This window comes from Slackia piriformis YIT 12062, assembly GCF_000296445.1.
Taxonomy (GTDB): domain Bacteria; phylum Actinomycetota; class Coriobacteriia; order Coriobacteriales; family Eggerthellaceae; genus Slackia; species Slackia piriformis.
The window spans coordinates 198745-218927 of the sequence record NZ_JH815199.1; the positions used below are offsets into that span (position 1 = coordinate 198745).

Sequence of the window (20183 nt, forward strand, 5' to 3'; positions counted from 1 at the left end):
CGCGAGGTATTGGGATAAAATCGGCCGGAACGTCTTTTGCTGCAAGGGGAATCAAGGGGGGTGCGCATGGGCGTTTCTCTATCGCGGCCGAACGCCTGCGTTGTGCTGTGCGCGCTCGGCTCTTGCCTCAATCTTGTATGGTGCACCCTTATGGGGCATACCCTGGGTTTCATGCCTGCTTCCGACGGCATGCAAGGCTGGACGAACCCGCGCACGTTCTTCTTGGCGGGCATTCTGGTGTTGAGCGTTTTATTCGCCGCATTTCCCCACGGAATGCGCAAAGGAAACAGGCTGTTTGTTACGGTTCTGCCCTTGCTTGCTTCTATGGGCACAGCGTGTTTCGCCTTGGCCTACCGGCAGGATCTTTTCGACCCGGGCGCTTTGGCTGCGTTCGGCCTGTGCGTGTCGGGCGTGGGGTATTTTTGGCTGGTTGCCCGTTACAACCTGTTGCTTGCCCGCACGCAGCTGTTTTCGTGCGCGGTATGGAGTATCGTGGCGGCTTTGTTTGCAAAACTTGTGCTTGTGGAAGCGTTTGGCGCTTCTTTTGGTTCGGACGTTCAGGTTGCCGTCGCCGTCGTCCTGCCCCTCCTTTCCGCTCTCGTCTTCGAGGCCGCCCGTGTTGCGGCAAAGCATCAAGTGGAGCGCAATCCATGGGTCGATCCCGGGGTTTCGGCTCGCAAATCGCGCACGCATACGGAATTCGGTATTCCCAGCCGTCCGCGCGTTGTGGCTATGGGCCGCTCCGAGAAGCGCGACCTTATGGCCATTGTGGCTGTGGCGGCAATTCTTCTTGCCGTCGTGCGAGCCATGAGCTTCCTTGGCATGTGGGGAGACACCCACACAAGCCTTTCTGAATCTATCGCATGGATGGCAAGTCTCGCCCTTGGCGGCATATGCCTGGTTGTTTTCGGGCGCTTTGCGCTGATTGCCGTGCAGGAGCGTCCTGTTTCCATGCGTTTTCAGCCTGCCATATTGGTGACGTTAGCAGGCATGTTCGCCATGGCTCTGCGCATTGAGCCGAATAGCGCCGAAGCAATGTTTTTGAGCATGGTGGTACAGCTCGACGAGCTGTTTGCCCATCTTTTGTTCTGGTGCGTGGTTATTGCGGCGCTCGATGCGCTTGACGTTCCTTCGTATCGCGTGGTCGGGTTTGCCTGCGCGGTGTATGCGAGCGTGTCCATTGTCTGGGTTGTGCTCATGAGTCACGCTACAGTGGTCGATACGACGCTTGTGCTTTTGGCGGCTTATGCCGTGGTGGTGTTTGCCATGCGGGCGAACTGGAGCCGAGGCTCGTGGGCGCAGGATGCCTCTGCTTCTGGTTCGCAAGAAGTCACGTCCGATTCTTTGGGGGTCACCGCATCGGCAGAGCAGGCCGTTGTCAATGAGCATGACGAAGGGGTGTCCGATGCGACGGAACGTCTTCATGCTTTGATTGCCCAGCGCTGCGAAAACCTTGCCGACGTCTATGGCCTCTCGCCGCGCGAGCGCGATGTGTTTGCGTGCATGGCGCGCGGGCGTACCCGTGCGGGCATTCAGGAAGACTTGGTTCTATCGGGCAATACGGTGAAAACCCATGTGGCCCATATATACGCGAAGCTCGGCGTGCATGATCGCCAGGAGATGATGGCGCTTTTGCTGGGGCAGGAAGAAGGGGCGGCATCGCATGATGAATGACGGCGTTTCGCACGGTTTGCGTGAAAAGCTAGGTTTGCGCATGTGCGCTGGTCTTGATGGCCGCGAAGGACGTCCTGCGGTGTTTCGTTCGCGCGCGTTGACCGATGCAACGACGGAGGATATAGAGGCGTTGCGCGCGCTGGGAATTGAGGTTGTCTACGACTTGCGTAAGGAAGCGGAGCGCGTATCCAACCCCGAACCTGCTACTGTCTGTGACGCCTTCGAGATACGCGTGTGCCCGGTCGATTTGCAAGACGACGAATCCCGCACGCAGGAAACCAAATCGCGCCACGTGAAGGCGGCCTACGGCCTTCCTGGAGAGCGCATGCGTTTTCTTTACGGCGTCATGGCCGATCACGCCGATGCGGTGCGAGCCATTGTGCGAAAAATCATCGCCGACGGCAAACCCGCGCTTGTTCATTGTGCAAACGGAAAAGACCGCGTGGGCGTGGTGTGCGCAAGCACGCAGATCGCATGCGGAGTTTCTCGCAATGCGGTGATGGCGGACTATCTTCTTACCAACGAATACAACGCCGAAATGAACCGCCGAGACCTTGCTCACTATGCGGGTCTTATGCCGCCCGATGCCGTGGAGGTTCTTGCCGCCATGTTTGAAGCGCGCGAAGAATATCTGGAAGTGTTTCTGGCGGCTATCGAAGAGCGCTACGGTTCGTTCGATGGCTGGGTTGGATTATCCCAATCGGGAAAATTCCACTCGAATTAACCGGAATTATCCCGACAGGGAAAATCTTCTCCGAATTCGTCAGCATCATTCCAATGGGGGAATGCCGACACTTATCCAGCATAAAAGAACGGCTGCCTCGCATATTGCTGCGATAACGAAAATGCATGCAGAAGTCCCGCGGGTGCAATTCGATGCCGTTTATCGACGGTCGGCTAGATGAGAGCCGACGGCAACGCGTCTAATGAAGGCGCTTCCGACAATTAAGCTAGAGCCAAAATGCGCAAAGGACCCCGTTTCTGTTCAGGCGCCGCTTATGCGCGAGTCGTCGTACCGTCAAGTTCCTTCACGAGGTGGCCGCCCCTTCCGGTCGTGACAAAGTTTCGTCTTTGCCATCGAGAAGAGGCTCTCCGCCTTCGCGTCGTCGGGACAGCATTCTTTCTGCTGGGAAAGCCGAGGACCAGCGCGTCCCCCCTCCTTCCCGGCACCGTCGCGCATCTGTCGGCGAAGCGCCGCTTGGATTTGGCGGGGTAGTCCCTGCCAAGCAATCTTGCCTTCTGGCGTGGGGCCCCACGCCAGAAGGCGGTTCATCGCCTGTCCAGCTATAGGGACCTTTTGCACATTAGGGGTTCAGTTCGTCATTGGGACGCCTTGGCTATTCGGTGCGCCACCCTTCGCTTGCCATTGCCCGCAACATCCATGATGAAACGTTGCGCAATCGGCGGCGTTTCGTACGGAGCCGTTTTCGTCTCCAAGGATGCATCCCTGCGTGCTCATTAGTACACTCCCTGGGCAATCAATTCGCGCTGCTTGTGCTGCAGGAAGTAGTCGGCGACCGCCATATAGAACCCCGCTTCTTCCTGTGTCTCCGCCTCTTCGATGGCCTGGAGCGAAGGCTCGAATTGAAACGCCTGTTTGCATTCAAGGTAAAGGCTGTGCAGGTCGTGTGTTGGGACTTGTTTATCTGCGGGCGCGCCGTTGGTCGTGCGTGCAGGCCTTCCTGCGCCGGGCTTTTTCGAGAGTCTGTCGTATACCGACGCTTCCTGCAGCGCCCAGGATCTGCCTATTTTTACACCGTCGAGAGATCCTTCGCTGACGAGTTTCCGCACACGTGCGGAAGAGATGCCGAGTATTTCGGCGCTTTGGGAGACAGATAGCATGGTGGGCTCCTAGCCGAGGCGTTTCCGAGATGCTTATCATAATAAATAGTTGCGGAATCGCAATGAATATTAAAAACGTGCACCATTCTTCGCTGATGGCGCCATTTGGTCGTCGAGTATGTTGGACAAAATGATGCTACATCGTCCAGCATGCTTGACAGAATGGGCACCAGATGAATCGCGGCATGCTCAAACGGGTGATTTTCGATCAGCATCAGACTATTCGTGAAGCGGCAATCCATGCTATTTCGTGCGTTTGTGCAAGGAAAATGCACGCATCGACGAAATAGTATGGATGCCGGCTCCCCTTCTTTTCCGAGGAATCGAGCATGAGCTTCTGACCTGGCGTTTTGCAAACATCGCCGCCGATGAGGGCCGAATGCCCGGGGCCCATCCATACTATGTCGTCGCAACGTGCATTCGGGCTGGCAAAAGCGAACGAAATAGTATAGATGGACGGTCTCACTCGCACAATCGGCTCCGTCCGACCGGCGAGAGCGCCACGTAGGCTAGGCCGCATGCGTAGGCGAGAGCGCCACGTAGGCTAGGCCGCATGCGTAGGTGCGAGCCATGCGGGAAGGAGCCTTTCTGGCACTGACGGGATCCCTCATGGAAGGGGTTTTGTTACGCCGACAGAGTCCGCGGCTTTCTTATGATGACGAGACGACGAAGCTCAACGGGAATTCCTTGCCGCGCGGGGTGGTCGCTGTGTGTTGTGCGATCGGGCTATATTTCGCATGCGCCCCTATCTGCCAGATTATCAGCGAAAATGACATTTAGGTAACATGCCGAATAAATTGTGAGATAAGTTGACAACACCAGACTTAGATTTTATATTGGCAATCGTACCGAAAGGGTTGAGGTCCGAAAGTACGGCACCAAAAGAATGAAGTTCTGAAGGTGCGGTACCGAAAGGGTTAAGCCCCGAAGGTGCAGGCCCAACGTCGAGCTCGCCATTGCACGGCAGCATTCGGACGGGCCACTCGAACGAGGTAATAACAGTCGGCGGGAAACCGCCACGCGAAGGCCGCGCACAGCGGCTTTCGCACCAAAGGAAGGACTGATAGATATGGGCAAGATTCTTGGTATCGACCTTGGCACCACCAACTCCGCCATGGCCGTCATGGAGGGCAACGAGCCTACCATTCTGGTCAACGCCGAGGGCGACCGCACCACGCCGTCCGTTGAGGGCTTCCGCAAGGACGGCGAGCGCGTAGTGGGCAAGGCCGCAAAGAACCAGGCGGTTACCAACCCGCAGAACACCGTTTCCTCTGTCAAGCGCTTCATCGGCCGCAACTTCGCCGAAACCACCGAAGAGCAGAAAACCGTCGCTTACAAGGTCGTTTCCGGCAAGGACGGCCGCGCTGTCATAGACATCGATGGCAAGGATTACACCCCCGAAGAGATTTCTGCCATGGTTCTGCAGAAGCTGAAGGCTGACGCTGAAAAGCAGGTTGGTGCCCCCATCACCGAGGCTGTCATCACCGTTCCCGCATACTTCAACGACGCTCAGCGCCAGGCAACCAAGGATGCAGGCAAGATTGCCGGTCTTGACGTCAAGCGCATCATCAACGAGCCCACCGCAGCCGCTTTGGCGTACGGCATGGACAAGGTTGAGAAGGACCAGAAGATTCTCGTCTTCGACCTGGGCGGCGGCACCTTCGACGTGTCCGTGCTCGAGCTGGGCGACGGCGTCTTTGAGGTTCTGTCCACCGCAGGCGATAACCACCTCGGTGGCGATGACTGGGACCAGCGCGTCATCGATTGGATGGCCGACAAGTTCAAGGCTGACAACGGCGGCATCGACCTCAAGGCAGACCCCATGGCTCTGCAGCGTCTGAAGGAAGCGGCGGAAAAGGCTAAGATGGAGCTTTCCAGCACCACCCAGGCAAACATCAACCTGCCCTTTATCACCGCTGACGCAACCGGCCCGAAGCACCTTGACTACACCCTGACCCGTGCGGAGTTCGAGCGCATCACCAAGGACCTGCTCGATCGCTGCAAGCAGCCTGTCGAGCGCGCACTGAAGGATGCGGGTCTTTCCACCGGCCAGATCGACGAAGTCATCCTGGTCGGCGGCTCCACCCGTATGCCCGCCGTGCAGGAGCTCGCCAAGACCATGACCGGCAAGGTCCCCAACATGTCCGTGAACCCGGACGAGGTTGTTGCTATCGGCGCAGCTGTTCAGGGTGGTGTTCTTTCCGGCGACGTTGAGGGCATCCTTCTTCTGGACGTCACCCCGCTTTCCCTGGGCGTTGAGACCATGGGCGGTGTTATGACCAAGATGATCGATCGTAACACCACCATCCCCACCCGCAAGACCGAGGTGTACTCCACGGCGGCCGACAACCAGACCTCCGTTGAGATTCACGTTCTGCAGGGCGAGCGCCAGATGGCAAACGACAACAAGACCCTGGGCCGCTTCCAGCTCACCGGCATCCCCGCAGCTCGTCGCGGCGTGCCCCAGATCGAGGTCACGTTCGACATCGACGCCAACGGCATCGTGAACGTTTCTGCGAAGGATCTGGGCACCGGCAAGCAGCAGCAGATCACCATCTCCGGCTCCACCGCCCTGTCTGACGACGAAGTCGATCGCATGGTGAAAGACGCTGAGGCTCATGCCGACGAAGACGCCAAGCGCAAGGAAGAGGCCGAGGCTCGCAACAACACCGACTCTTTGGTGAACGCAACCGAGCAGACGCTTTCCGAACTGGGTGACAAGGTTCCTGCCGACACGAAGTCTGCTGCCGAGGCTGCCATCGCCGAGGCCCGCACCGCACTTGAGGGCAACGACATCGAGGCCATCAAGGCCGCAGGTGAGAAACTTCAGCAGGCGGGCTACAAGCTGGCCGAGGTCGTTTACAGCTCCCAGCAGGCAGAAGGTGCCGCAGGCGCCGGCGCTGCAGGTGCTGCAAACCCGGCGGACGATGGTCCGATCGAGGCTGACTACGAGGTTGTCGACGACAAGAACGAAGGTAAGTAATCATGGCTGCCGACGAGAAGAACACCCCCGAGCACGACGCTCGAGAGATTCCCATCGAAGGCGCTGAAGAGAAGGAGTGCGGAGGCGCCGAGTGCGCTTCCGCCGCTCCCGAAGCGCCCGAAGAGGCCGTGCAGGCCGAAGACGCGGCTGCGGAAGATGAGGTCTCCGAAGAGGCTGAAGACATTGCCGTCGAGGCCGAAGCCGTTGTGGCAGATGCCGAGCGCGTTGCTGCTGCGGAAGCTGAAGCCGCTGCCATGAAAGATCGCTACCTGCGCCTTCAGGCCGAATGGGACAACTACCGCAAACGCACAGCCGAGGAAGCAGCTGATATGAAGATTCGCGCAGCGGAAAAGCTCATGGAAGACGTGCTTCCCGTGCTCGACGATTTCGAGCGTGCGATTGCCCACGCCGAGCAAAACGGCGAAGAAGGCCTGCTTGATGGCGTGAAAGCCATCAGCTCCAAGATCACGCAGGTGTTTGCAAAGCACGGCCTGCAGGTAATCGACCCTGCCGGCGAAGCCTTCGACGCGCTTGAGCACCAGGCTGTAGCCACGGTGCCGGACGAAAGCATCCCGGACGAAACGGTGGCCCAGGTTTACCAGAAGGGCTATCGCTTGGGTAAGAAGGTCCTTCGTCCCGCCATGGTGACCATCTCCTCAGGCGGCCCGAAGCGCGAGGCGGAAGAAGAATAATACGAGTTTCGAAGGCGGGCGCACAGTCCGCCTTCGTTGTAGAAAGCGACTGGTAACGACGTAATAACGAAATCGTTACAGGGCATGAACGAACAAGAAAGGAAGGTGGTCGGTCGTGGCAGCAACACCGGATTATTACAAGATTCTCGGCGTGTCCAAAACCGCCACCGCCGATGAGATAAAGAAGGCGTACCGCAAGCTTGCTCGTACGCACCATCCCGATGCCGGCGGCGACGAGGCCAAGTTCAAAGAAATCAACGAGGCCTACGAAGTGCTGGGCGACGAAAAGAAGCGCAAGCTCTACGACCAGTATGGAACGGCGGATGAAAACCGCATTCCGTACGGATGGGGCGGCGCAGGCGCCGGTCAGAACCCGTTCGCAGGTGCCGGCAGCTGGGCGGATATTCTCGAGAGCATCCGCCGCGGCGAGGGCGCGTTCGGCAGCAGCTGGGATATCAACGATATCTTCGGCGGCGGCTTCGGCGGATCGGGTTTCGGTCAGCAGCGCGCGCCGCGTCCGCAGCAGGGTCGCGATATGAACGTTACGCTGAACGTGAGCTTTGACGAGGCGTTCAGGGGCTGCACGAAAAAAGTGAGCGTGAAGGTGCCAGGTTCTTCTGCCGCCGAAACGCTTGATGTGAAGGTTCCCGCCGGTGCCGTAAGCGGCGGACGCGTTCGTTTCCGTGGCAAGGGCGCCGCAGGTGCGAACGGCGGCGCGAACGGAGACCTGCTGGTCACCACAAAGATCAGCGATCATCCTATCTACTCGCGCGATGGGGCGGACGTCCTCATGACGGTGCCTGTCACCGTGTCCGAGGCGGTTCTTGGCGCAAGCATCGTGGTGCCCGCGCCCGACGGAACCAAGATTCGCATCAAGGTTCCCGCCGGTTCGCAGGAAGGCACGCAGCTTCGCGTGGGCGGCAAAGGAGCTCCCGACGTGAAGGGCGGCCCGCAGGGTTCGCTTCGCATCACGCTGCATGTGGAAATGCCCAAGGATCTTTCGCCCGAGCAGAGAAAGGCCATGGAGGATTTCCAGTCTGCATGCGAGGCGCAAGGCATCGATGTTCGTGCGGGATTGACGGCGTAAAGGAGGCAACGAGCCATGGAAGACCGCAACAGGCCGCTATATATGATCGGCGTTGCCGCCGAGCTTGCGGGAGTGCATCCGCAAACGCTGCGAATCTACGAGCAGAAGGGTCTTGTGTCGCCTCAGCGTACACGCGGCAATACGCGCATGTATTCCCAGGCGGACATTGAACGCCTCGAGCTTATCAACGAGCTCACGAGCGAGGGCATCAACCTTGCCGGCGTCATCCGCATTCTTGACCTCAAAGGCAGGCTTGAAGAACGCGACGAAGAGATAGACGATCTGCACAAGAAGGTTCGTCGCTTGGCGGACCGTGTGCACGAGCTTGAGACCAGGGCGAACGTGACAGCGCTCGTGCTGCCCGAGCCCCAGGTCGTAAGCATTCGTCGCATGAACGATTAGGAACCATTGGAACTTCAGTGAAGGAGACGGCCATGAGATTGGACAAATTGGCAGTGACTGCCCAGGAGGCATTCCAGAGTGCCATGGGCGTTGCGGGCGATGCCGAAGCGGCGTCGGTGGACACCATCCACCTGCTGAAGGCGTTGCTCGATTCGGGGGAGAACAACCTCTCCGCCATTATCAAGCGTGTCGGGGCCGACCCTGCCGCCCTGAAGGCGAACGTGGAAAGCGCCATTGCGAACGGGCCGAAGGTCACGGGCGGTGTCATGGGCATGCCCCTTCCCACCCAAAACCTGATTTCCGTCATCGATAATTCGGTGAAGATCGCCGAGAAGATGGGCGACAGCTACGCCACGAGCGAGCATTTGCTCATCGCCTTGACCGAAGACAAGGGCCAGGCGGGCAAGATTCTCACCGGCGCAGGCGTGACGCGCAAAAACATCGAGGAGGCATACGACAGCCTTCGCGGCGACACGCGCATCACCGACCAGCAGAGCAAGCCCGAGCTGGACGCGCTGAACACGTACGGCCAGAACCTGACGCAGCAGGCGCGCGAGGGCAAGCTCGATCCGGTGATCGGTCGTTCTGATGAAATTCGCCGTACCATCCAGGTGCTGTCGCGCCGCACGAAGAACAACCCCGTGCTCATTGGCGAGCCTGGCGTTGGCAAGACGGCTATCGTGGAAGGCTTGGCGCAGCGCATTGTGGCGGGAGACGTTCCCTCCAGCCTGCGCGACCGCGACATCGTGGCGCTTGATTTGGGCGCTATGGTTGCCGGAGCGAAATATCGCGGCGAATTCGAGGACCGCTTGAAGGCCGTGCTGCGGGAGGTGAAGCAGAGCGAGGGGCAGATTATCTTGTTCATCGACGAGCTTCACACCATCGTGGGCGCTGGTTCCACGGGCGATAGCTCTATGGACGCGGGCAACATGCTCAAGCCGGCGCTGGCTCGTGGCGAGCTGCATGCCATCGGTGCCACCACGCTTGATGAGTACCGCAAGTACATCGAGAAAGATGCTGCGCTCGAGCGTCGTTTCCAGACGGTGCTGGTGGGCGAGCCTACGGTGGAGGACACCATCGCCATCCTGCGTGGCCTAAAGGAGAAGTACGAAATCCACCACGGCGTTCGTATTACCGATTCGGCCATTGTGTCTGCCGCAGAGCTTTCCAACCGCTACATCTCCGACCGTTTCCTGCCCGACAAGGCGATCGACCTCATGGACGAAGCCGCCAGCCGTCTTCGTATAGAGATCGACTCCATGCCGCAGGAGATCGACGAGGCGCAGCGTAGGTATACGCAGATGCAAATCGAAGAGCAGGCGCTTATGAAGGAAAGCGACCCCGCGAGCGCAGAGCGTCTTGAGGATCTGCGCCGCCAGATGGCAACCTCCAAAGAGTGGCTGGATGCTCGCAAGGCCGAATGGCGCAACGAGAAAGACGTCATCGAAAGCGTGCAGCGTCTGAAGGCGGACATCGACGCCGCGCACGTAGAAGAGGAGCAGGCAACCCGCGAGGGCGACCTGTCCAGGGCTTCCGAGATTCGTTACGCGCGTATTCCTGAGCTGCAGCGTCAGCTTGCTGCCGCAGAAGAAGCCGTAAGCGCCAAGCAGGGCGACGGCGCCATTCTGAAAGAGGAGGTTTCCGAGGAGGAAATCGCCGAGGTGGTAAGCGCATGGACGGGCATCCCGGTGTCCAAGATGATGCAGGGCGAGATGTCTAAGCTCATGGACTTGGAAGTCAAGCTGCACGAGCGCGTCGTGGGCCAGGATGAAGCGGTATCCGCTGTGGCAAGCGCCATTCGTCGTAGCCGCGCAGGCCTGTCCGATCCTGACCGTCCTATCGGCAGCTTCCTCTTCCTCGGCCCTACGGGCGTGGGCAAGACGGAGCTTGCGAAGGCGTTGGCCGAATACCTCTTCGACGACGAGCGCGCCATGGTGCGTATCGACATGTCCGAGTACATGGAGAAGTTCAGCGTGCAGCGTTTGATCGGCGCCCCTCCGGGATACGTGGGTTATGACGAAGGCGGCCAGCTGACCGAAGCCGTGCGCCGCAGGCCGTACAGCGTCATCTTGCTTGACGAGATGGAGAAGGCCCACCAGGACGTCTTCAACATTCTGCTGCAGGTGCTTGATGACGGTCGTTTGACCGACGGCCAGGGCCGCGTGGTCAGCTTCAAGAACACGATCATCATCATGACGAGCAATGTTGGTTCTCAGGCTATTCGCGAGTTCAGCCGCCAGAAGGAGAGCATGGGCTCTATGGTTGAGGATATGATGCAGGGTGACATGGCTGCTATGGCGAAGAAGATCGCCGAGCTGCAGACCCAGGTTGACGAGGCGTTGCGCAACACGTTCCGCCCCGAATTCCTCAACCGCATCGATGACGTAATCACGTTCAATGCGCTGACGTCTGCCGAAATCGAGCCGATTGTGAACCTGCAACTCGCCAAGGTGCGCGAGCGTCTTGCCGAGCGTCGTATCGACCTCGAGGTCAAGCCCGCCGCTGTCGAGCAGCTTGCCATCGACGGCTACGATCCCGTATATGGCGCACGTCCGTTGAAGCGTCTGGTTCAGCGCGAAGTGGTGGACCGTGTTGCCAACGAGATGATTGCGGGCCATGTGTTGGAAGGCTCCAAGGTCATCATCGATATGGACATCATGGAGGGCTACACCTGCACGGTGGAAGCGCCGCAGGTTGTGGAAAGCGTGCATGATGATGTCGCCGACGGCTCCTACGAGGTGCCTGAGGCGTAAGACGCGCGAATGGCGAGCAGTCGTCCTGAGCAAAGGCCGCTTAAGGCGCCGCATGCGTAATCGCAATAAGGCGACATGCCGCGAAGTCCTTGAATAGGGGGCGTTTCCGAAAGGAGCGCCCCCTGTTTGCGTTTGCACCCGCAGTGGGTCTTTCGTGATTCTCGCTATTTAGAAAGGCGCTTCGAAGGCCCGATTTCTCGGTGCTTGTTCGATATACCCTCAAGGGGTATACTCCTTTCAAAAATCCAATACCCTATGGGGGCATAGGAGGATGCAATGGAAACATACGAGCAGGATTCGTGCTGCATGGGCAAGCAGAATACGGCGGCATCGGGCAAGACCCAGCAATGCGGCGCATGCAGGCACAAGGACACCGAACGCGCGGCAGAGCTCCAGTCGGACATCCAGAAGCGCCTCAATCGCGCGATCGGCCAGCTCAACGGCGTGAAGGCCATGATTGAGGATAACCGCTACTGCGGAGATGTGCTCATGCAGCTTTCTGCTTCGGAGGCGGCAATCCGGCGCATTTCGGAAATCATCCTGCAAGATCATCTCGAAACGTGCGTGGTCGAACAGATTCGCAGTGGCAACGCCGAAGTGGTCGACGAAGTCATGCAGCTCATCAAAAGGTTTGGCTAGGCCATGAAGCAGACGTTCGACATCACGGGAATGACCTGCGCGGCATGCTCGGCGCGCGTCGAGAAGGCGACGCGTGCTGTGGAGGGCGTACAGGATGTTGCCGTCAATCTGCTCAAAAACAGCATGGAGGTTTCGTATGCGGACGAAACGCCTGCGGCAATGCGGCGTGTAGATGATGCCGTGTGCGCGGCGGTGAGCCATGCGGGCTACGGCGCCGAGGTTCGTGGAAGCGGTCTTGCGGCCGCGGGCCCGTCGTCAAATGGGGCTTCGTCTCGTTCGGCGCAACGAACCGGCTCGCAGCAGCGCGCCGAAGCGGAACGCAAGCAGATGCGTACGCGCCTCATCGTGTCCTTCGTATTTACTATTCCTTTGTTCTACCTTTCCATGGGCCATATGTTCGGTTGGCCCATGCCGTCGTTTTTCTCGGGCGCAGAAACCGTCTTGCCGCTCGCGCTGACGGAATTTCTGCTTCTGTTGCCTGTTATCTTCGTCAACTTCAAGTTCTTCAAGGTCGGCTTTGCCAGCTTGGCACATGGCGCTCCCAATATGGATTCGCTCATAGCGCTGGGCTCTACCGCCTCCACGCTGTATGGCGTTTATGCGCTGTATCGCATGGGCTATGCGTTTGGCGCGGGGCAGGTCGAGGCGGCGCACGCTTTTGCCATGGATTTGTATTTCGAGTCCGCCGCTATGATTCTCACGCTCATCACGTTGGGTAAGTATTTCGAAGCGCGCGCGAAGGGGAAGACGACCGATGCGGTGACGTCTCTTATGAATCTTTCCCCTAAGACGGCGCTTCTGCGCGTGGATGGGGAAGAGCGAGAGGTTCCCATCGAGGATGTACAGGTGGGTGACGAGCTGGTTGTGCGCACGGGCGCGAGCGTGCCCGTGGACGGCGTGGTAATCGAGGGTTCTGCTGCCGTAGACGAATCGGCCATTACGGGCGAGAGCGTTCCGGTCGAGAAGAACGCGGGCGACCGCGTCATCGGCGCGACGGTCAGCCGTTCGGGTTGGATGGTTCTTCGTGCGGAGCACGTGGGAGAAGATACGGCGCTGGCGGGCATTATTCGTATGGTTGATGAGGCAACAAGCTCGAAAGCGCCCATCGAAAAGATCGCCGACAAAGTGAGCGGCGTGTTTGTGCCTGTGGTCATGGTCGTTGCTCTCGTGGCGTTTTGTGTATGGATTGCAATGGGGGCCGGGCTTGAGACGGCGCTTGCGCGCGCCATCTCGGTGCTGGTCATTTCGTGTCCGTGCGCGCTCGGTCTGGCAACGCCGACGGCCATCATGGTCGGTACGGGTCGTGGGGCGCGCTCGGGCATTCTGGTGAAATCCGCCGAGGCTCTGCAGGCAGCTCATGACGTGAAGACCGTCGTGCTCGACAAGACGGGGACCATTACGCAGGGACATCCCAGCGTTGTCTCGTTCATGTGCGCTGAAGGCGCAGACGAGCGCGGGCTTGTAGCGTCTGCGGCGGCGGTCGAGCGCTATTCCGAGCATCCGTTGGCGAAGGCTCTTGTCGATTATGCGGGCGAGCAAGAGGTGGCTATTCCTGAAGCGAGGGAGTTTTCCCAGGTCGAAGGAGGTGGTGTAAGCGCCGTTGTCGGGTCGTCCCGCTACATGGTGGGCAATGCGCGTCTTATGGAAAGCTGCGGCGTCGCTTTGGACGGGTTCGCCCTTATGGGAGAGCGCGCGGCAGATGAAGGCGCTACGCCCCTGTTCGTGGCGAAGGACGGTTCCGTCGTGGGCATGGCGGCCGTGGCGGACGCGGTGAAGCCTACGAGTGCTCAGGCCGTGAAGGCGCTTTCCGCCATGGGCATTGCTACGGTCATGATGACGGGCGACGGCGAAAGGACCGCCCTTGCCGTTCAGAAGGCATGTCCCGTCGATCGCGTGATAGCCGGCGTATTGCCTGCGGATAAGGAGCGCGAAGTTGCGTGCCTTGCCGAAGGGAATCCTGGCACCGTTGCCATGGTGGGCGACGGCATCAATGACGCGCCCGCGCTCGCCCGCGCCGATGTAGGCATAGCGATCGGGGCGGGAACGGATATTGCCATGGATGCCGCCGATATGGTGCTGATGCGCAGCGACTTGCTGGACGTGGCCCGCGCCATCCAGCTTTCGCGCGCAACCATGCGTATCATCAAGCAGAATCTGTTCTGGGCGCTGGTATACAACGCCGCCTGCATTCCCGTTGCTGCCGGCGCGTTGGCCTGGGCGGGAGTGATGCTCAGCCCCATGATAGCCGCTGCGGCCATGAGCTTAAGTTCGGTGTGCGTGGTAAGCAATGCGCTTCGTTTGCGCAGGTGGAAGCCGGTGGAATATTTGGCGCATGATGAGATCGGGGCCGATGGCACGTTGGGCCGTCGCCAAAACGATGAAGAAGTCGAAAACGACGAGAAGGAGAAACCCATGGAAAAGACGTTGCATGTCGAAGGAATGATGTGCCCCCGTTGCGTGGCCCATGTGAAAAAGGCGCTCGAAGAAGTGCCAGGCGTCGAGTGCGCCGATGTCGATCTGGATGCGAAGCGCGCCGTAGTGACGCTCTCCGAAGACGTTGCCGACGAAACGCTCATCGAAGCCGTGGTAAAGGAAGACTACGAAGCCTCGATGGAGGCGTAACCCACCTGCGGCTTTCTCCGAAATTTATAAGCTCGCATTGGGCAATACGTTCAGAAGCACAAAGGGTATCGATACATCGCGATGCCGTTTTAGAGTATGCTCGAAAGAACGAATGGCGCAATGAGCGCAAAAGACGAGCGCCGCTGACGTTGCGCCGCAGGCAGAACCTGACGAGACGCGGGGAGGACTCATGGAAAACGATTCCGAACGCATGATGATGCAGATGATGGCGAACATGATGGCAGGCAAGCGGGACGAAGAGCCCGAGAGCTGCTCTTCATGCAGGATCGACTTCTTCGAACGCGAGAATGCTGTGGACAATCAGGCGGAAGGCGTGTTTTCTCGCATGCTTTTCAAAGGATGCTTCGCCATTGACGGGTATGTGATTCAGAACGCCGAAGGCGAGCCTGTGGAATCCGGGCTCGGCGCCGATTTCGACGAGGCGAACGGCCCTACTGCGGCGTGGGTGTGGTTTTGCCGCCCCGCCAACGACGCGGTGAAGGAGAAGTTCCAGGAATTCTTCGGCGGTTCTTTCGACGAAAGCGGCCAGCGTATGGATATCTCCACCGATAGATTTGTTGCATTTTCTGATTCTAAGTCGTGGGGCTCCTACGAAGAAGCGTTCGGCGGTTCTTTCGACGAAGACGAAAACGACGCGCTTTGGTAGCCTGGGCCGATAGGGCCGTTATTTTGCAGGTTTCCTGCGGAAGAGCGTGATCATCACAATTACGAGGGCTACGGCCGCAACGGCGGCGGGTCCCACTACAAACGGCAAAGCGGCCATCAGGTCGCTTTGTTGTTCTTGGCCTTCCTCCGGGCCTTCGAGGATTTCGAAGGTTGCATGCTGCTGTCCGGTGCAGTTGCCTATTCCTGCCACGATGAGCATGGCCGTTCCTTCTTCCACGTTGTCTTCGTAGGAGACCGTGTAGTCGACGTCTTCGACAAGGATTTTTCCTTCGAGTTCAACGGTGGGCGCGGGGCAGAGGGGTTCTCCTGTCTCGGTCTGGTCGGCAATGACGTCGACGGTGGCGTAGGCAAGGTCTCCGGGAAGAATGGTGAATCCGGTTTCTATGGTTCCGCCGTAGGCCCCCTTGCCGGTGATGGTCACGGAGACGGTGCCGGGGTTTATGTTGTCGCCCTCGAAGGCCACGTCGAAGTCTTTTCCTTCGCGCAGCGCCTTGTTTTCGAGCTTCAGCGTGATGGTGGGCTCGACGGGGCTTCCGTCGTACATGACGTCTTGCAATCCCTGGACGCGCGCGTTGCTGATATCGATGCTGCCTGTGACGCCGCGCTTCTTCTGAAGGTTTTCGTAGGTAAGCAGCATGGGGCTGAGCTCGTTGCGAAGCGCTTCGGCCGCTCCGTCAATGCCCGAACGGCCTTGCGTATCGGCCGCGAAGGCGGAATGGGGAACTCCCATGAACAATGCGGCTGCGACAGCGAGTGCTACCAGCGCATGTCCTTTTTGCATGGGTTCTCCTCTTTGTAGAATGTTGGGCGGTTGCAACGGCGTTTTCGACACGCGATGTGTTCGGGCGTCCGCGAGTTCGTGACTCGGGGGATTTTGCCATCTACGCAATTCGCGCTCACTTGTCGGCTCTCGTAGTTCTTGCGAGCATGCCCGATTATAATCCAGGCATGTCGAGATTGAACTCTACACAGCAGAAGTCCATGGCCGCCGCAATCGTTTTGGTGGTTGGCGTGCTGCTGTCATACGCCAGCGGAAAGGCTTTCATTCCTTCCGAGGTGTTGACCGACCAGGTGCTTTCCAACATTCATCATGCCGAACGGCAGGCGGTGACGCTCGCTCCGGGCGATGAGGTGGCTTCGCTCGGGTTGCGCCATACGGTGCCTACGGTGCTTGAGGAGGCGGTGCTTGTTGATGTCGTCGACGGCGACTCCATAGACGTGCTGGTCGGCGGCAAAGAAAAGACTGTCAGAATGATTGGCATCAACACTCCTGAGGCAGGCGGCACAGGCCAGGAGAAAGGCACGGCCGAAGGCGCCCAGGCTGCAAATCACCTTCGTATGATCCTTCATGTGGGCGATGTGGTGTATTTGCAGAAGGACACTACTGACAGCACGAAGAACGGCCAGCTGCTTCGCTTCGTCTGGATTGCGAAGCCGACAAGCTTCACGGACGTCAACGAAGTACGCGCTAAAATGCTCAATGCGAAAATGTTGGCAGAGGGCTATGGCGTCGCTCACAAGGATAAGCCGAACGATGCGTATTTCACCATTTTCAAGGCGTCGCAGCTCGAGGCGTACCACGCCGATAAGGGCCTTTGGGCGGAGGGTGCTGACTGGTCCTACGCAATCTAGGGGTGTGTTCGCTTCGCGTGCGGCATGGCGCTGTGTGGGCGATTGGCTGCCACTTCTTCAAAAGACGGCACAAGGCAAACAGGAGGAACTATGTATTCGTATAAGACGCGTGGAACATGCTCCCGCTCCATTCAGTTCGATGTCGTTGACGGCGTTGTGCGCGATGTTCGTTTCGAGGGCGGCTGCAATGGGAACTTGAAAGGTATCGGCAGGCTCGTTGAGGGCATGCCGGCGCAGCGCGTCGTCGAGCTGCTCGAGGGAACGTCATGCGGACCGCGCCCTACGAGCTGTCCCGATCAGCTCGCCCAAGCCTTGAAACTTGCGTTGGAGAATCAAAGATAGTTTGCAGAGAAGTGGGCTGTTTCGGCCGAATTACCCTTGATGCTGGCTGTTTATTGCGTATCATTCACGGTAAAGCGCACATTACGTAAACAGGCTGTTCGTAAAACGAACGGTGACCTGGGCGCTGATGCTTTTCTTGGCGAACCGGTGTGCTGCGTGTTTTGTTGTTGGTGGCAAACAAGGAGGTTCGGTATGAAGCAGGAAAACAGGAGGGGCAAGGCTCTTTCCGTTGTGATGTCAGCAACGCTTGCGGCAACGTTCGGTGTGCCGGCGTTGGCCGTGGCGGACGAGGCAGCGCCTACGCCTGCGGCTATTGAGCAGTCTGCGGCGAATGATGGCGTTCAGCAGGGCACTCCTGCGGCTGCTCCGACGGAGCAGAAGGCTTCACAGGCTCAGGTGGAAGGCGCCATCAAAATCGGAGAAACGTCTTATCCGACTTTGCAAGAGGCCGTTGACGCCGTGTCTGCCGGAACGGCATCTGGCACGGTTGTCACTCTGACGGGCGATGTCTCTGGCAATGGAGTGGTGGTCAAGAGCGGAACGGATCTTACGCTTGACCTTGGAGGACACACCTATACGGTGGATGGAAGCACCGTTGGATCGGCGGGAACCGAGACAAACGGATTCCAGCTTCTCCAGAATAGCAATATCACGTTCAAGAACGGAACCATCAAGTCCGATAAGGCTGTAATCCTGATTCAGAATTACAGTAATCTGACTCTTGACGGCGTGTCCCTCGAAGGCGGCAAGCTTACCCAGTACACCCTGTCCAACAATAATGGCAACACGGCGATCGGCGCGGGCACGAATGTGAAAGCCGGCCAGGCTGCTCCCGGGGTCGCATTCGATGTGTGCGGATTTTCGTCCTACAAGCAAGTTAGCGTGACGGTTTCTCCCGATGCCGGCGCTATTGTGGGCGCAATCGAGCTTTCTTCCGGAAACGATGCGGATCTTTCTCTCTCGATTAACGGTGGAGATCTTTCTGCGGCTAGCTTGAACGTTGCGTCCGGCGGCGATAAGGTGAAGGTCGAAAAGAGCGAGAACGTGGCGCTTCCCGCCCCCGACGGGCATCAGTGGGTGGATGGCAGCCTGGTTGCGGTCGGCAACAACGTTGCTGCGATTAAAAATGCAGACGGCTCCGTTGTAGGGTACGAAAGCGTTTCCGAGGCGATTGAGAAGGCATCGGACGGCACGGTTGTGTTCCTGCTCGCCGATGTCGAAGAAGACGTGGTTATTCCTGAGGGCAAAACCGTCTCCATCGATCTTTCGGGTAAAAAGATTGCCAACCTGACGGGCAACACCATTACGGTTGGCGCGGACGCCAACTTCTCCGTTGTCGATTCCGTTGGCGGCGGCGTTGTGGACAATGTAACGCATGGCAAGGCGGCTCTTTCCATCGAGGAGGGCGCAAAGGTCGTCCTGAACGGCGGAACGTTCGAGCGCTCCAAAGAGGCCGGAACCGCTTCGGGCGCAAACGGTAACTCCTACTACACGATCCTCAATGAAGGCGATCTTGAAATCAACGGCGGTACTACGGTGAAGCTGCTGCTGGCAGACGGCTCTCCCGCCGCCTTCTCGAGCGTCATTGCCAACGGCTGGTATTCGGGTTCGCCGAGCACGCCCGGCTATACGGCGCAGCTCACGATGAACGGTGGCGTAGTCGAGGGCGGAAAATACCTCAAGAACGACTCCTATGGAACGATGACCATCAACGGCGGAGAGGTTAAGAACGGAGCCGAAGCCTCTATTCTCAACTGGAACGAGCTGACCATCACCGGCGGAACGTTCGATCCTGCTGATGACGCGAATGGCGTTGTGTTCAACGTAAAGGCCGGAGACTCCGAGCAGGGCAAGACCGTTGTTCTTGGCGGAACCTTTGTGACCACGGGCGATCAAGAGGTCATCTTCACGAGCGATGACGCCAATAAGTCTGAAAATGCTGAGGTTTCTGGAGGCGTGTTTGAAGGTAATCCTCCTGCAGATGAATACATCGCCCCTGGCTTTGGATTCGAAAAGCAAGAGGACGGCTCTTTCGGAATTGTTGCTGCTAAGCTTCTGGCGAAGGATTCCGTTATCGACGGCGTGTATTCCTACGACGTAAAGGGCGGCAAGGCTGCCGCGCTCGCCGAGAGCGATCTGCTTGCTCTTGTCGAGATGAGTGTCGAGCAAGGTTACGCGGTGAAGGTGGACACGAAGCATCTTGCAGAGCTGAACAAGGCTATCGGCGCTGCCGATACGAGCAAAACGTTCGACTTCGTTTTCACTGCGGTTAAAGACGGAACGGCCGAAGGTGACGAGAGCGGGGTCGACCCCCTGACCGTTACGGTGAAGCTTTCCGACTCCGCTGCCGGTTCTGGCTCCGAGGGAGGCTCGGCTGCTGGCAATGCGGGCGGCAACTCTTCTGATGATACGAACCAGGCCGCGAAGGCCGACGGCTCGAAGGGCTCCGCAACGTTCGCTAAGACGAATGACGCATCCAATGCCGCGGTTGCCGTAGTTGCGCTGACCGGCGTTGTGGCCGCAGGTGCCGCTGCCGCTGCGACGCGCAAGCGTCGCGAAGAGTAGCGGCTTCGCTGAAAAGGCAAAGTCGTTGGAATAGAGGGATTGCTACTGCCCTCGAGAAGACGACGTAGCATTTCGCCCTAACGTTTCCGCGAATGGGCGCACGCAAAAAGGCTCCGACGAATCGGAGCCTTTTTTCTTGCCTGTTTTCGGAGTCTTTCGAAGATGGTGCAACAATTTCTAAATAAATTCGCACCTAAGGGGGCGCTTCGTCGTTAAAGAGGATAGGAGGTGAGAAACGTTTGAAGACAGGAAGCACATCGTTT

General features: G+C 58.6%; 15 protein-coding genes. 13 read left to right on the top strand and 2 right to left on the bottom strand.

Features of this window, described 5'->3' with window-relative positions; genetic code table 11:
- Positions 1-66 precede the first annotated feature (66 nt).
- Together HMPREF9451_RS08765 and HMPREF9451_RS08770 are read left to right on the top strand one after the other, a co-directional pair.
- Entirely contained in the window at positions 67-1674 is a 1608-nt protein-coding gene (locus tag HMPREF9451_RS08765; RefSeq protein ID WP_009139936.1) for a helix-turn-helix transcriptional regulator, read from the top strand.
- Entirely contained in the window at positions 1664-2398 is a 735-nt protein-coding gene (locus HMPREF9451_RS08770) for a tyrosine-protein phosphatase (protein WP_009139937.1), read from the top strand. The genes HMPREF9451_RS08765 and HMPREF9451_RS08770 overlap by 11 nt, the downstream gene beginning before the upstream one ends.
- A 734-nt stretch (positions 2399-3132) precedes the next feature.
- Here the strand turns inward: HMPREF9451_RS08770 and HMPREF9451_RS08780 are convergent.
- Positions 3133-3516 carry a helix-turn-helix domain-containing protein gene (locus HMPREF9451_RS08780; RefSeq protein WP_009139938.1) on the bottom strand — a complete coding sequence of 128 codons (384 nt, stop codon included), beginning with the start codon at positions 3514-3516 and terminating at the stop codon, positions 3133-3135.
- A gap of 1069 nt (positions 3517-4585) precedes the next feature.
- Here HMPREF9451_RS08780 and dnaK point away from each other — a divergent pair.
- From dnaK to HMPREF9451_RS08825, 8 genes are all read left to right on the top strand, one after another.
- Positions 4586-6499 (top strand): molecular chaperone DnaK, encoded by a 1914-nt coding sequence (dnaK, locus tag HMPREF9451_RS08790; protein WP_009139940.1) that lies wholly within the window; start codon positions 4586-4588, stop codon positions 6497-6499.
- 2 nt (positions 6500-6501) lie between these two features.
- Complete coding sequence (gene grpE, locus HMPREF9451_RS08795; protein WP_009139941.1) at positions 6502-7191, top strand: nucleotide exchange factor GrpE; 690 nt, start codon at positions 6502-6504, stop codon at positions 7189-7191.
- Positions 7192-7306: 115 nt separating this feature from the next.
- Complete coding sequence (locus HMPREF9451_RS08800; protein WP_009139942.1) at positions 7307-8278, top strand: DnaJ C-terminal domain-containing protein; 972 nt, start codon at positions 7307-7309, stop codon at positions 8276-8278.
- A gap of 15 nt (positions 8279-8293) precedes the next feature.
- Complete coding sequence (locus HMPREF9451_RS08805; RefSeq protein WP_009139943.1) at positions 8294-8680, top strand: heat shock protein transcriptional repressor HspR; 387 nt, start codon at positions 8294-8296, stop codon at positions 8678-8680.
- Positions 8681-8712: 32 nt separating this feature from the next.
- Complete coding sequence (clpB, locus tag HMPREF9451_RS08810; protein WP_009139944.1) at positions 8713-11433, top strand: ATP-dependent chaperone ClpB; 2721 nt, start codon at positions 8713-8715, stop codon at positions 11431-11433.
- 276 nt (positions 11434-11709) lie between these two features.
- The gene (locus HMPREF9451_RS08815; RefSeq protein WP_009139945.1) at positions 11710-12072 is read left to right on the top strand and encodes a metal-sensing transcriptional repressor; all 363 of its coding nucleotides are present in this window, start codon (positions 11710-11712) and stop codon (positions 12070-12072) included.
- Between the two features lie 3 nt (positions 12073-12075).
- On the top strand, positions 12076-14694 hold the full coding sequence (locus HMPREF9451_RS08820; protein ID WP_009139946.1) for a heavy metal translocating P-type ATPase: 2619 nt from the start codon (positions 12076-12078) through the stop codon (positions 14692-14694).
- 190 nt (positions 14695-14884) lie between these two features.
- A complete protein-coding gene (locus tag HMPREF9451_RS08825; protein WP_009139947.1) occupies positions 14885-15361 on the top strand; it encodes a hypothetical protein in 477 nt (158 codons plus the stop codon).
- An 18-nt stretch (positions 15362-15379) separates the two neighbouring features.
- Here the strand turns inward: HMPREF9451_RS08825 and HMPREF9451_RS08830 are convergent, their stop codons facing one another.
- Positions 15380-16162 (bottom strand): hypothetical protein, encoded by a 783-nt coding sequence (locus tag HMPREF9451_RS08830; protein WP_009139948.1) that lies wholly within the window; start codon positions 16160-16162, stop codon positions 15380-15382.
- A gap of 176 nt (positions 16163-16338) precedes the next feature.
- On the opposite strand from HMPREF9451_RS08830, the gene HMPREF9451_RS09555 reads away from it, so the two are divergent.
- The 3 genes from HMPREF9451_RS09555 (at position 16339) to HMPREF9451_RS08845 (ending at position 19920) form a co-directional block, all read left to right on the top strand.
- Positions 16339-17013 (top strand): thermonuclease family protein, encoded by a 675-nt coding sequence (locus HMPREF9451_RS09555; protein ID WP_187364060.1) that lies wholly within the window; start codon positions 16339-16341, stop codon positions 17011-17013.
- Positions 17014-17103: 90 nt separating this feature from the next.
- The gene (locus HMPREF9451_RS08840) at positions 17104-17355 is read left to right on the top strand and encodes a TIGR03905 family TSCPD domain-containing protein (RefSeq protein ID WP_009139950.1); all 252 of its coding nucleotides are present in this window, start codon (positions 17104-17106) and stop codon (positions 17353-17355) included.
- 192 nt (positions 17356-17547) lie between these two features.
- Complete coding sequence (locus HMPREF9451_RS08845) at positions 17548-19920, top strand: autotransporter outer membrane beta-barrel domain-containing protein (protein WP_009139951.1); 2373 nt, start codon at positions 17548-17550, stop codon at positions 19918-19920.
- Positions 19921-20183: the final 263 nt, after the last annotated feature.

Coding starts and splice junctions, on each gene's coding strand:
- HMPREF9451_RS08765 (WP_009139936.1), top strand. CDS start 67: ATGGGCGTTTCTCTATCGCGGCCGAACGCCTGCGTTGTGCTGTGCGCG.
- HMPREF9451_RS08770 (WP_009139937.1), top strand. CDS start 1,664: ATGATGAATGACGGCGTTTCGCACGGTTTGCGTGAAAAGCTAGGTTTG.
- HMPREF9451_RS08780 (WP_009139938.1), bottom strand. CDS start 3,516: ATGCTATCTGTCTCCCAAAGCGCCGAAATACTCGGCATCTCTTCCGCA.
- dnaK (WP_009139940.1), top strand. CDS start 4,586: ATGGGCAAGATTCTTGGTATCGACCTTGGCACCACCAACTCCGCCATG.
- grpE (WP_009139941.1), top strand. CDS start 6,502: ATGGCTGCCGACGAGAAGAACACCCCCGAGCACGACGCTCGAGAGATT.
- HMPREF9451_RS08805 (WP_009139943.1), top strand. CDS start 8,294: ATGGAAGACCGCAACAGGCCGCTATATATGATCGGCGTTGCCGCCGAG.
- clpB (WP_009139944.1), top strand. CDS start 8,713: ATGAGATTGGACAAATTGGCAGTGACTGCCCAGGAGGCATTCCAGAGT.
- HMPREF9451_RS08815 (WP_009139945.1), top strand. CDS start 11,710: ATGGAAACATACGAGCAGGATTCGTGCTGCATGGGCAAGCAGAATACG.
- HMPREF9451_RS08820 (WP_009139946.1), top strand. CDS start 12,076: ATGAAGCAGACGTTCGACATCACGGGAATGACCTGCGCGGCATGCTCG.
- HMPREF9451_RS08825 (WP_009139947.1), top strand. CDS start 14,885: ATGGAAAACGATTCCGAACGCATGATGATGCAGATGATGGCGAACATG.
- HMPREF9451_RS08830 (WP_009139948.1), bottom strand. CDS start 16,162: ATGCAAAAAGGACATGCGCTGGTAGCACTCGCTGTCGCAGCCGCATTG.
- HMPREF9451_RS08840 (WP_009139950.1), top strand. CDS start 17,104: ATGTATTCGTATAAGACGCGTGGAACATGCTCCCGCTCCATTCAGTTC.
- HMPREF9451_RS08845 (WP_009139951.1), top strand. CDS start 17,548: ATGAAGCAGGAAAACAGGAGGGGCAAGGCTCTTTCCGTTGTGATGTCA.